The sequence below is a fragment of the Streptomyces lacaronensis genome, from assembly GCF_047337785.1.
Classification (GTDB): domain Bacteria; phylum Actinomycetota; class Actinomycetes; order Streptomycetales; family Streptomycetaceae; genus Streptomyces; species Streptomyces lycopersici.
In genome coordinates, this window is sequence record NZ_JBLHDK010000003.1 from 1,244,444 (window position 1) to 1,258,710 (window position 14,267).

1 protein-coding gene is annotated in these 14,267 nt (G+C 70.4%); it reads right to left on the bottom strand.

The features are described 5' to 3' along the window. Complete coding sequence (locus tag ACMTAK_RS06140) at window positions 1–14,256, bottom strand: type I polyketide synthase (protein ID WP_413805215.1); 14,256 nt, start codon at window positions 14,254–14,256, stop codon at window positions 1–3. Between the last annotated feature and the right edge of the window lie 11 nt (window positions 14,257–14,267).

Below are 14,267 nucleotides of genomic sequence, written 5' to 3' on the forward strand. Positions count from 1 at the left end.
TTAGCTGAGCTCGTTTTCGATGAAATCGAAGAGATCGTCGTCCGACGCCCCGTCAAGCCGCTGCGTAATGCTCTCAGTGTCCGACGCCCCGCCCTCGCCACCGTTCAGCTTGGCGAGAAGCACCTGGAGTCGGGATGCGATGGCCATTCGCTCGGCGTTGTCCGGCTCAGCCGTGAAGAGTGATGCCTCGAGTTTTTCCAGATCCGCGATCAGCGGAGTAGCGGATGTCCCTTCGTCAGGCATTACGCCCGCTCGTACGTATTCTGCGAGAGTCCTTGCGTTGGGGTAGTCGAAGACCAGCGTGGTCGGCAGCCGGAGTCCGGTGTCCGCGTTCAACCGGTTTCGGAATTCTACCGCCGTGAGCGAGTCGAATCCCAATTCCTTGAAGGCGCGGTCGGATTCCACGCCTTCCATACCGGAGAATCCGAGAACCGCGGCCGCGTGACCGCGTACCAGGTCGAGGACGGCGCGCTCCCGCTCACCAGGAGCCAGTGCGGAGAGCCGTTCCCGCAACCGCGATCCGGCCTCGGCGTTGCCTTCTTCGGCGGCACGGGCCTGTTCCAGAACCGATACGACCTCGGGCAGCTCGCCAATGAGCGGGCTCGGCCGCTCCATCGTGAACGCGGGGGCGAATCGTTTCCAGTCCATATCCGCGACCGTCACCACACCGTCGTCACCCGCGATCGCGCCCTGCAAGGCGGCGATCGCCAGGTCGGGCGCCATGCTGTTCAGTCCGCGACGCGCCAGCTGCTCGCCTTCGCTCCCGGCCGCCATACCGCTTTCGGCCCAGGGACCCCAGGCCACAGCGGTACCGGCGAGACCCCGGGCACGGCGGTCCTCCACCAGCGCGTCCAGATAGGCATTGGCCGCACCGTACGCGGCCTGGCCACCACTGCCCCACACACCCGAGATCGACGAGAAGACCACGAACGCGTCCAGCTCACGGTCGCCCAGCAGGGCATCCAGATGACCGGCTCCCGCCGCCTTCCCCGACACCACCGGCGCCGCGTCCGCCAGACCCATACCCACCAGCTCGGCAGCCTGCTCCACACCCGCCGCGTGGAAGACGGCCCGCAGCGGGAACTCCTCCGGGACGGCGTCGAGCACCGCGGCCAGTTGCTCACGGTCGGCCACATCGCAGGCCGCCACGGTCACCCGGGCGCCCAGTGCCTCGAGCTCCTCACGCAACTCGGGCGCGCCCGGCGCCTCCAGACCGCGACGGCTGGTCAGCACCAGATGCTCGGCACCCTGGCCCACCGCCCATCGTGCGATCCGCGCGCCCAGCGCACCCGTACCACCGGTCACCAGCACCGAGCCGCCAACCCGCCACGACCGCTCCGCGCCCTCGGCGGCCCCGGCTTCAGCCCTCATCAGGCGCCGAACGAACACGCCCGAACCGCGCACGGCGACCTGGTCCTCATCGCCCCCGGCGGACAGCACGCCCACCAACCGGCCCACCGCACGCTCGTCCAGCACCTCGGGCAGATCCACCAGACCACCCCACAGACCGGAGTGCTCCAGCCCCACGGCCCGGCCCAGTCCCCACACCTGCGACTGCGTCACACCAGCGAGCCGGTCCGAACGTCCCACCGACACCGCGCCCCGCGAAGCACACCACAGCGGGGCCTCGGCACCCACCTCCACCAGCGCCTGCACCAGCGTCAGCGTGGAAGCGAAGCCGCCGGACAGCGCGGGGTGCCCCGGGCAGGGCTCCTCATCCAGAGCGAGCAGCGACAGCACACCGCCGAACGCGGGCGCGTCGGCGACCACCTCACGCAGCCGCTCCTCCAACACCCCGGCGTCAAGGTGCCGCTCATCCACCACCAGCGACACCACATCCGCGCCGTGCCGTTCGAGCCCGGAGACGACCTCCGCCGCCAGCTCGTCCTCGGCGCGGGAGGCCGGAACCACCACCAGCCACGTCCCCGACAATGATCCGCCGGCCATATCCGCGACCGGCTTCCACACCACCCGATAACGCCAACCGTCAATCCTGGAGTGCTCGCGGTTGCTCCGGTGATACGCGGACAGCGCGGGCAGCACCGCGCTCAGCGGCGTATCGCCATCGACGTCGAGTGCCCCGGCAAGCGCTGCGAGATCCTCACGCTCGACCGCTTCCCAGAACCGCGCGTCCACCGAATCCGCGACGGCCGAACCGGCATTCCGGCCGCCACCGGGCGCGGACGTCTCCGGCCAGAACCGCTCACGCTGGAACGCGTATGTGGGCAGCTGCACATGGCTCGCACCGCGGTCCGCGAATACCGATTCCCAGTTCACCGCTCCACCGTGCGCGTACAACTCGGCCAGCGCCGTCGTCAACGCCTCTGCTTCGGGGCGCTGCTTGCGCAGCACAGGAACCAGCATTGCCGCTGAAGTGTCTTCGGCACTTTCCGCGAGGCACTCCTGAGCCATCGCGGTGAGCACACCGTCGGGACCCACTTCCAAGAACCTGGTCACGCCCAACGCCTCAAGCGAACGTACCCCATCCGCGAACCGGACCGCCTCACGCACATGCCGAACCCAATACTCCGGAGAACACGTCTCCGCCTCCGATACCAGCCCACCAGTGACATTGGACACCAGCGCCATGGTCGGCGGTTCAAAAGAGACCTCACGGACCACGTGGCCGAACGCGTCCAACATACTGTCCATGAGGCAAGAGTGAAACGCATGAGAGACCCGCAAACGCCTAGTCTTTGTCCCCTTCGCCGTCCATGTGTCCGCCACCTCCTGGACCCCGGCCGCATGCCCGGCGATCACCACTGCCGACGGACCGTTGACCGCCGCGATGCTCATCTCGTGCTCGCGGCCGGCGATTGAGGCGGCGACCTCCTCCTCGGATGCCTGGATGGCGACCATCGCGCCGCCCTCGGGCAGCGCCTGCATCAGACGGCCGCGAGCCGCGATCAGCGTGCACGCGTCCTCCAGCGAGAACACCCCGGCCACATGCGCGGCCGCGATCTCACCGATGGAGTGACCGATCACCACATCCGGGGTGACACCCCAGTGCTCCAGCAACCGGAACAACGCCACCTCGACGGCGAACAGCGCCGGCTGGGTGAACGCCGTCTGATCGAGCAGTTCGGCATCCGCGCTGCCCTCGGCCGCGAACATCACCTCGCGCAGCGGACGGTCCAGCACCACGTCCAGGTGCGCACACACCTCGTCCAGCGCACGGGCGAACACCGGGAACGCCTCGTACAACTCCCGCCCCATGCCAAGGCGCTGCGCACCCTGACCCGAGAACAGGAACGCCGTCTTACCACCCGGTACGGCCTGCCCCTGGACGACTCCCGAAGCGATCCCGTGTCCGGCCACGGCCTCAAGACCACGCAGCAGGGTCTCCCGATCCTCGCCGACCACCACGGCACGGTGCTCGAACACCGACCTGGACGCGAGCGAATACCCCACGTCCAGCAAGCCGAGGTCGCCCCGGGCCGCCACATGCGCGGCGAGCCGATCGGCCTGTGCCCGCAACGCCTCCTGGCTCTTGGCCGAGATCAGCCACGGCACCACGGCCGTCGACTCGACCGTCTCGGGAGCGGGAGCCACGGTGTCCGCAGCCGCGGGCTCCTCGGCTGCCGGTGCCTGCTCGATGATGGTGTGCGCGTTGGTCCCGCTCAGACCGAACGAGGAGATGCCCGCCCGGCGCGGCCGGCCCGTCTCCGGCCACGCGGTGGCCTCCGTCAGCGGACGCACCTCACCCGCCGACCAGTTGATCTCCCGCGACGGCTCATCCAGGTGGAGGATCTTCGGCAACACGCCCTCACGCATCGCCATCACCATCTTGATGACACCGGCAACACCGGCGGCCGCCTGCGTATGACCGATGTTGGACTTGATGGCACCCAGCCACAGCGGCTGCCCCTCGGGCCGCCCCTGACCGTAGGTGGCCAGCAGCGCCTGCGCCTCGATCGGGTCACCCAGCGACGTACCCGTACCGTGCGCCTCCACCGCGTCCACGTCGGACGCCGACAGACGAGCACTCGCCAGCGCCTGCCGGATCACCCGCTGCTGCGACGGGCCGTTGGGCGCCGTCAGACCGTTGGACGCACCGTCCTGGTTGATCGCCGAGCCCCGGACGATCGCCAGCACCGGGTGGCCGTTGCGGCGGGCGTCCGACAGCCGCTCCACGAGGAGCATGCCGACGCCCTCGGACCAGCCGGTGCCGTCCGCGGCGTCCGCGAACGGCTTGCACCGGCCATCAGGGGCCAGCCCCCGCTGCCGGCTGAACTCCACGAACGCACCCGGCGTCGACATCACCGACACACCACCGGCGAGGGCGAGGTCACACTCGCCCTGGCGCAACGCCTGCATGGCCATGTGGAGCGCCACCAGCGACGACGAGCACGCGGTGTCCACTGTCACCGCGGGGCCCTCGAGACCGAAGGTGTAGGAGATGCGCCCCGATACCACGCTGGCCGCGCTCCCCGTGCCCAAGTGGCCCTCCAGGTCGCCCTGGGCATCCATCCACAGCCCGGCGTAGTCCTGGCCGTTCGTTCCGACGAACACACCCGCCCGTGTGCCCTTCAGCGACTCGGGGGCGATACCGGCCCGTTCGAACGCCTCCCACGACGTCTCGAGCAGCAGCCGCTGCTGCGGGTCCATGGCGAGCGCCTCACGCGGCGAGATCCCGAAGAACCTGGCGTCGAACTCCGGGGCGCCGTAGAGGAAGCCGCCTTCCCGCGCATAGGAGGTGCCGAGCCGCTCGGGGTCGGGGTCGTACAGCCCGTCGAGGTCCCAGCCGCGGTTGGCGGGGAACTCGGCGATGGCGTCGCCGCCCTCGACAACCAGCCGCCACAGGTCCTCCGGCGTGTACACGTCCCCGGGGAAGTGGCAGCTCATCGCCACGATCGCGATGGGGTCGTGGTCCACGGCCACCGCGCTCGGCACGGTGGCGTCGAGGGCCGGCTGGGCCGTGCCGAACGCCTCGGCGTCCAGGTAGTCGGCCAGTTCGGCGGCGCTCGGATAGTCGAAGACCAGCGTGGCCGGGAGACGCAGCCCGGTCACGATGTCCAGCCGGTTGCGCAGCTCGACCGCTGTGAGGGAGTCGAACCCGAGGTCGCGGAAGGCCCGGCCGGGCTCGACCGCCTCCACCGAGGTGTGGCCGAGTACGGCGGCCGCGTGGCCTCGCACCAGGTCCAGCACGGCCTGGTTCCGCTCGGCCGCCGAGAGTCCTACGAGCGTCTCGGCGAATGTGGCCGCCTCCGTTGTGGCACCGCCGTTGACCGTGGTCAGGTGCTTGCGCACCTCGGGGATGTCGCCGAGGAGAGCGCCACCGCCGGCCCCGGCCAGTCCGGGAGCCAGACGCTCCCAGTCGACGTCCGCGACGACGAGTGATGCCTCGTCATGGCCGGCGGCCCAACGCAGGGCCGCCACAGCCAGGGAGGGGGCCATCGGGGACACCATGCCGCCCCGCAGCCGTTCCTCGGCACGGCCCTCCGCGGCCATACCGGCCTCAGCCCATGGTCCCCAGGCGACCGCCGTACCAGCCAGCCCGACCCCACGACGCAGGGCCGCGAGCGCGTCCAGGTAGGCGTTCGCCGCCGCGTAAGCCCCTTGGCCGGCGCCGCCCACGACGCCGGCGAACGATGAGAACAGCACAAACGCGTCGAGATCCAGATCTGCCGTCAGCTCGTGCAGATGCCAGGCGCCCTCCACCTTCACACCGAGCACCCCGGCGACCCGGTCGACGGACAGACCGTCCAGTACACCGTCGTCCAGCACACCGGCCGCGTGCACCACCCCGCGCAGGGGGAACCGCTCGGGGATGCCTGCCAGCACCTCGGCGAGCGCTTCGCGGTCCGCGACATCACACGCGACCACCGAGACCAGCGCACCCATGGCCTCGAGTTCCGCCTTCAACTGGGGCGCACCGTCGGCCGCCAGGCCGCGACGGCTGGTGAGGACGACGTGCTCCGCGCCCTCGGTCACCACCCAACGGGCCACATGCGCGCCCAACGCCCCCGTACCGCCGGTCACCAGAACCGAGCCGCTCGGCCGCCAGGCTCCACCACCCGACGACACGACACGCACCAACCGCGGAACGAACACTCCGGAGCCCCGGACCGCCGCTTGGTCCTCGGCGCCCTCGGCGGACAGCACACCGGCCAGCCGCCCGACGGCGCGCTCGTCGAGTACCTCGGGCAGATCGACCAGTCCACCCCACATTCGCGGATACTCCAGGGCCGCGACCCGGCCGAGGCCCCACACCTCCGCCTGCACCGGGCTGGTGAGCCGGTCCGAACGCCCCACCGAGACCGCGCCCCGCGAAGCGCACCACAGCCGAACGTCCATGTCCAGCCCCGCCAGGGCCTGCACCAGCCGCAGCGTCAGCGCGAGTCCCGCCGCGACCACCGGCTGCCCGGCGTGCGGCTCCTCGTCCAGAGCGAGCAGCGACATCACGCCGACCTCGGACTCGCCGTCGAGCGCGCCGAGCAGTGCCTGGGCGAGCCCGTCGGTGTCCACGTCCGCGGCCACCGCCACCGGTACCACCCGGGCGCCGTGCTTCTCGAACCCCTGGCTGATCGACGTGGTGACGTCGCCATCCGCCAGACCAGCGGGCACGACCAGCAACCAGGTCCCCGGAAGGGAGACGGTGGCCAGGTCCGGGGCCGGCTTCCAGGAGACGCGGTAACGCCAGCCCTCGACCGTGGCCCGGTCATACTGCTGCCGACGGTACGACGACAGCGCGGGCAGCAGTTCGCCGAGCGGGCCTGTCCCGTCGATGTCCAGCGCCTCGGCCAGCGCCTCCAGGTCCTCGCGCTCAACGGCTTCCCAGAACCGGGCGTCCACGCTGTCGGCGGCGGAACCGCCCGTCGCCCTGCCCGAGTTCTCCAGCCAGTAGCGCTGTCGCTGGAAGGCATAGGTGGGCAGCTCGACCTTCCGCGCGCCGCGTCCGGAGAAGAGGTGTTTCCAGTCGGCGGTGACGCCGTGGACGTGGAGTTCGGCGAGCGCCGTCGTCAACGCCTGGGGCTCAGGGCGGTCCTTGCGCAGCGCCGGCACGACGACCGAGGCCGATGTCTCCTCCGCCGTCAGGCACTCTCGTGCCATCGCCGAGAGCACACCATCGGGGCCCACCTCCAGGAAGGTGGTCACGCCCTGAGCCTCCAGTGCCCGTACTCCGTCCGCGAACCGCACGGCCCCCCGTACGTGCCGCACCCAGTACTCCGGCGAGCACACCTCGGCACCCGTTGACTTGCCCGACACGTTCGAAATCAGCGCGATCGAGGGCGGGGTGAACGACAGCCCGTCGACGACCTTGCGGAAGTCGTCCAGCATCGCGTCCATACGCGGCGAGTGGAACGCGTGACTCACCCGCAGCCGACGCGTCTTACGCCCCTGCTCCGCCCACTGCGCGGCAAGCTCCAGCACCGCGCCCTCATCACCGGCGATCACGACAGCGGTCGGGCCGTTGACAGCGGCGATGCTCACCTCGGCCTCACGACCGGCAAGCAACGGAGCGATCTCCTCCTCCGACGCCTGCACCGCCACCATGGCGCCGCCCTCGGGCAGCGCCTGCATCAACCGGCCACGGGCGGCGATCAGCGTGCAGGCGTCCTCCAGCGAGAACACCCCCGCCACATGCGCGGCCGCGATCTCACCGATCGAGTGACCGATCACCACGTCCGGGGTCACACCGAAGTGCTCCAGCAACCGGAACAACGCCACCTCGACCGCGAACAGCGCCGGCTGGGTGAACGCCGTCTGATCCAGCAACTCCGCATCCGCACTCCCCTCCGCCGCGAACACCACCTCCCGCAACGGACGATCCAGCACCACATCCAGATACGCGCACACCTCGTCCAGCGCACGGGCGAACACCGGGAACGCCTCGTACAACTCCCGCCCCATGCCAAGACGCTGCGCACCCTGACCAGAGAACAAGAACGCCGTCGAACCCGAAGTGCGCGCGACGGACTGAACCACTCCCGGGGCGTTGTCACCGGCCGCGACAGCCTCGAGTCCGCGAAGCAGTTCCGCGCGATCCGCGGCCGTGACCACCGCACGGTGTTCGAGGGCCGAGCGCGTCGCCACCAAGGAGTAACCCACATCCAGCGCGCCCAGTTCGGTGCGCTCCATCAGATACGACCTCAGCCGTTCGGCCTGGGCGCGCAGGGCTTCCGGGCTCCGGGCGGAGAGCGCCCAGGGAAGGACGCCGTGGTCCTCGGCGGGAGCCTCGTCCTGCACCGCCTCGTCGTACACCGGGGCCTGTTCGATGATGGTGTGCGCGTTGGTGCCGCTCACGCCGAACGCCGACACACCGGCCCGGCGCGGCTGCCCCGTCTCCGGCCACGCGGTGGCCTCGGTCAGCAGCCGTACCTCACCCGCCGACCAGTCCACCTGCCGCGACGGCTCGTCCACGTGCAGCACCTTCGGCAGCACACCGTGCCGCATCGCCATCACCATCTTGATCACACCAGCCACACCCGCCGCGGCCTGCGTATGACCGATGTTCGACTTCAGCGCGCCGAGCCAGAGCGGGCGGCCTTCCGGCCGCTCCTGGCCGTAGGTGGCCAGCAGCGCCTGCGCTTCGATCGGGTCACCGAGCATGGTGCCGGTGCCGTGGGCCTCCACCGCGTCCACCTCGGCGGCCGACAGACGGGCGTTCGCCAGCGCCTGCCGGATCACCCGCTGCTGCGAGGGGCCGTTCGGCGCCGTCAGACCGTTCGAAGCGCCGTCCTGGTTCACGGCGGAGCCCCGCACGACCGCCAGCACCTGGTGACCGTTGCGCCGCGCGTCCGACAGCCGCTCCACGAGCAGCATGCCCACACCCTCGGACCAGCCCGTGCCGTCCGCCGCGTCCGCGAACGGCTTGCACCGGCCGTCAGGGGCAAGACCACGCTGACGGCTGAACTCCACGAAGGCGTCCGGTGAAACCATCACCGTCACACCACCGGCGAGCGCCATCTCACACTCACCCTGGCGCAGCGCATGCGCGGCCTGGTGCAGGGCCACCAGCGACGACGAGCACGCGGAGTCCACCGTCAGCGCGGGTCCCTCGAGGCCGAGGGTGTAGGAGATGCGGCCCGACACGACGGAGGTGGCGCTGCCGGTCAGCAGTTGCCCTTCCAGCTCGTCGGGAATCTCCTGCAGCCCCATTCCGTAGCCGGAGGTCGCGGCTCCCACGTAGACACCGATCTGGCTGCCACGCACGGATGCCGGGTCGATACCGGCCCGCTCGAACGCCTCCCACGAGGTCTCCAGCAACAGCCGCTGCTGCGGATCCATGGCCAGGGCCTCACGCGGCGAGATCCCGAAGAACGCCGCGTCGAACTCGCTCGCCCCGTCCAGGAACCCGCCCTCGCGGGCGTAGAACGTGCCCGACCGCTCCGGGTCGGGGTCGTACATCCCCTCGACATCCCACCCACGGTCGGAGGGGAAGTCCATGATGGCGTCCGTACCGGCCGCCACGAGGTTCCACAGCTCCTCCGGACTGCGCACACCGCCCGGGAAGCGGCAGCTCATCCCGACGATCGCGATCGGGTCGTCGTCGGCCGGGACGGCCATCGCCGACGGCGTGGCCACCGCGTCCTGCGTCCCCAGCACCTCGGCACGCAGATGACCGGCCAGCACCTCGGCGCTCGGGTAGTCGAAGACCAGCGTGGCCGGAAGGACCAGCCCGGTCTCCGCGTTCAGCCGGTTACGGAACTCCACCGCCGTCAGCGAGTCGAAACCCAACTCCTTGAACGCACGCCCGGGCTCAACGACCTCCCCACCGGCAAACCCGAGGACCGCGGCCACATGGCCACGCACCAGATCGAGCAGGACCCTGTCGGTCTCCGCCCCGGTCAGCCCCGTCAACCGCTCCCGCAGGCCCGCCGAAGTATTTGCCCCGCCGGACGCACTCACGGCCTCAAGGACCTTCGCGACCTCGGGGAGGTCACCGATCAACGGGCTCGGTCGCCCCAGGGTGAACGAGGGGGCAAACCGCTCCCAGTCCATATCCGCGACCGTCACCGCGCCATCGTCACCCGCGATCGCGCCCCGCAAGGCGGCAAGGGCCAAGGCCGGATCCATGGCGAGCAGGCCACGACGGGCGAGTTCCCTTTCCACCCCCTCCGCTGCCGCCATACCGCCCTCGGCCCAGGGGCCCCAGGCCACGGCGGTACCGGCGAGACCCCGGGCACGGCGGTCCTCCACCAGCGCGTCCAGATAGGCATTGGCCGCACCGTAAGCGGCCTGCCCACCACTGCCCCACACACCCGCGATCGACGAGAAGACCACGAACGCGTCCAGCTCACGCTCACCCAGCAACTCATCCAGGCACGCCGCCCCCGCGGCCTTCCCGGACACCACCGCCGCCGCGTCCGACAGACTCATCCCTCGAAGCTCAGCCGCCTGCTCAACACCCGCCGCATGGAACACCGCACTGAGCGGAAACTCCTCCGGAACGGACGCGAGAACACCAGCCAACGCCTCACGATCGGTCACATCACACGCGACCACGGTCACCCGCGCGCCCAGCGCCTCGAGCCCATCCCGCAGCTCGCCGGCGCCCGGCGCCTCAGCACCACGGCGGCTGGTCAGCACCACATGCTCGGCACCCTGACGCACCACCCAGCGCGCCACCCGACTACCCAGTGCACCCGTGCCGCCGGTCACCAGCACGGTGCCGCGCGCCCGCCACGGCCGCTCCGCTCCCTCACCCGCGTCAGCCCGCACCAGACGCCTGGCGAACACACCCGAGCCCCGCACCGCGACCTGGTCCTCACCGTCCCCGGCCGACAGCACACCAGCCAGCCGCGCCACACCACGCTCATCCAGCGACTCCGGCACATCAACCAGACCACCCCACACCGCCGAGTGCTCCAACCCCACAACCCGCCCCAGACCCCACACCTGCGACTGCACCACCCCGGCAAGCCGATCCCAGCGCCCCACCGACACCGCGCCGCGCGTACCGCACCACAGCCGAGCCGGAACATCCACCTCAACCATCGCCTGCGCCAGCACCAAACTCAGCGCATAACCACCCGACAGCCCCGGATACCCCGGGCAGGGCTCCTCCTCCAGAGCCAGCAGCGACAGCACACCATCCAGCTCGGGCACCTCCGCGACCGCCTCACGCAGCCGCGCCGCCAGCGCACCCGCGTCCAGGTCCCGCTCATCCGCCACCAGCGACACCACACCCGCGCCATGCCGCTCGAGCCCGGCCACAACCTGCGACACCAGCTCATCCCCGGCACGGGACGCCGGAACCACCACCAACCACGTCCCCGACAACGACCCCTCGGCCACGTCCGGAACCGGCTTCCACGACACCCGATAACGCCAGCCGTCAATCGTCGACTGATCACGACTGCTGCGGCGATACGCCGACAGAGCCGGCAACACCGCGCCCAACGACGCCTCGTCGTCGAAGTCCAGCGTCCTCGCGAGCGACTCGAGATCCTCGCGCTCCACCGCCTCCCAGAACCGCGCGTCGACCTCGTCCCGGACTCCGGCATCCGCGCCGACCGCGGCGGTGGACTTCTCGATCCAGTAGCGCCGACGCTGGAACGCGTAGGTCGGCAGGTCGACCCTGCGGGCCCCGAGGCCGTCGAAGGCCGACGCCCAGGCGACATCGGCCCCGTGCGCATGCAGTTGTGCCAGCGCCGTGATCAGGGCCGCTGCCTCCGAGCGGTCCTTGCGCAGCACCGGCACGGTCACCGGCGCCGAGGCAGGCTCGGCCCGTTCCGTCAGGCAGTCCTGCGCCATCGCCGAGAGTACGCCATCGGGGCCCACCTCCAGGAAGGTGGTCACACCCTGCCTCATCAGTGCCCGCACCCCATCCAGGAAGCGCACCGCCTCCCGCACGTGCCGCACCCAATACTCCGGGGAACACACCTCGGTGTCCGAGGCCACCCCACCGGTGACATTGGAGATCAGATCGATGGAGGGCGGGGCGAACGACAGCCCCTCGACGACCTTGCGGAAGTCGTCCAGCATGGCGTCCATACGCGGCGAGTGGAACGCGTGGCTGACCCGCAGACGGCGCGTCTTGCGGCCCCGCTCCGCCCACTGCCCGGCTATCTCCAGCGCCACCGCCTCATCACCCGCGATGACCACGGCGGTCGGACCGTTGACCGCGGCGATGCTCACCTCGGCCTCACGACCGGCCAGCGACGGAGCGATCTCCTCCTCCGACGCCTCGACGGCCACCATCGCCCCACCCTCGGGCAGCGCCTGCATCAACCGGCCACGAGCCGCCACCAGCGCGCAGGCGTCCTCCAGCGAGAACACACCCGCCACATGCGCGGCCGCGATCTCACCGATCGAGTGACCGATCACCACGTCCGGGGTCACACCGAAGTGCTCCAGCAACCGGAACAACGCCACCTCGACCGCGAACAGCGCGGGCTGCGTGAACGCCGTCTGGTCCAGCAAGTCGGCGTCCGCGCTGCCCTCGGCGGCGAACACCACCTCCCGCAACGGACGATCCAGCAGACCGTCCAGACGCGCGCACACCTCGTCCCACGCGTCAGCGAAGACCGGGAACGTCTCGTACAGCTCCCGCCCCATGCCAAGACGCTGCGCACCCTGACCCGAGAACAGGAACGCGAGCGTGCCCTCGCTCCGTACTACGCCCTGAACGACCTGAGCGGAACTCTCGCCGTTGGTCAGGGCCTCCAGGGCGCGGAGGAATTCGTCTCGGTCCCCGGCGACCAGGGCTGCGCGGTGCTGGAAAGCCGAACGGGTCGTGGCCAGGGAGAAGCCGACATCCGCCACATCCAGCTCTGAGTGGGCGCTCAGATGGGCGTGGAGCTGACCCGCCTGGGCGGCGAGCGCCTCCGTGCTCTTGCCGGACACCAGCCATGGCAGGACAGCGGGCCGCTTGCCCTCGCCCGCCTTGGGCCCCATCGCCTCAGGCTGTCCATCACGGTCGGCTTCCGGGGCGTGCTCGATGATGGTGTGCGCGTTGGTGCCGCTCACGCCGAAGGAAGAGATACCGGCCCGGCGCGGCCGGTCCGTCTCCGGCCACGGGGTGGTCTCGGTCAGCAGCCGCACCTCACCCGCCGACCAGTCCACCTGCCGCGACGGCTCATCCGCATGCAGCACCTTCGGCAATACACCGTGCCGCATCGCCATCACCATCTTGATCACACCAGCCACACCCGCCGCGGCCTGCGTATGACCGATATTCGACTTGATGGCCCCCAGCAACAGCGGCCGGCCCTCCGGCCGACCCTGCCCATATGTCGCGAGCAGCGCCTGCGCCTCGATCGGGTCACCCAACTTCGTACCCGTACCGTGCGCCTCCACCGCGTCCACCTCGGCGGCCGACAGCCCCGCACTGGCCAGCGCCTGCCGGATCACCCGCTGCTGCGCGGGGCCATTGGGCGCGGTCATGCCGTTCGACGCACCATCCTGGTTCACCGCCGAGCCCCGGACGACGGCCAGCACCTGGTGGCCGTTGCGGCGCGCGTCCGACAGCCGCTCCACCAGCAGCAGGCCCACACCCTCGCCCCAGCCCGTGCCGTCCGCCCCGTCCGCGAACGGCTTGCACCGGCCATCCGGCGCCAGCCCACGCTGACGGCTGAACTCCACGAAGGTACCCGGCGACGACATCACCGTCACGCCGCCGGCCAGCGCCAGCTCGCACTCCCCCTGACGCAGCGCCTGCACCGCCAGATGCAATGCCACCAGCGACGACGAACACGCCGTGTCCACCGTCACCGCAGGCCCCTCGAGACCGAGGGTGTACGAGATGCGGCCCGACACCACACTGGCCGAACTATTCGTCAGGTAGCCGTCGAGTTCACCCCCTACCTCATAGACATGACTCGCGTAGTCCTGGCCGTTCGTGCCCACGAAAACCCCGACCGGCCTGCCACGCAGAGACAGCGGGTCGATCCCGGTTCGCTCGATCACCTCCCACGACGCTTCCAGGACCAATCGCTGCTGCGGGTCGGTCGCCGCAGCCTCACGGGGAGACATGCCGAAGAACTGCGGGTCGAACTGGTCGGCCTCGTAGATGAAGCCGCCTTCTCGGGTGTAGCTCGTCCCCGGGTTGTCCGGGTCCGGGTGGTACAGCGCCTCGGTGTCCCAGCCCCTGTCCGCCGGGAACCCGGAGATGGCGTCGACGGCATCCGCGACCAGCCGCCACAGTTGCTCCGGGGTGCGCACGCCTCCGGGGAAGCGGCAACTCATGCCGACAATGGCGATGGGCTCTTTCGACGCCGCGACCAGGCGCTGGTTCTGCAGCTTAAGGCGGTCGTTCTCCCGCAAAGAAGCACGCAGCGCTTCGACAACTCTTTCGGAGGACGTAGCCATCAGTATCTCCA

Excerpts from the sequence above, each read along its gene's own strand:
- ACMTAK_RS06140 (WP_413805215.1), bottom strand. The coding sequence starts at position 14,256 with ATGGCTACGTCCTCCGAAAGAGTTGTCGAAGCGCTGCGTGCTTCTTTG.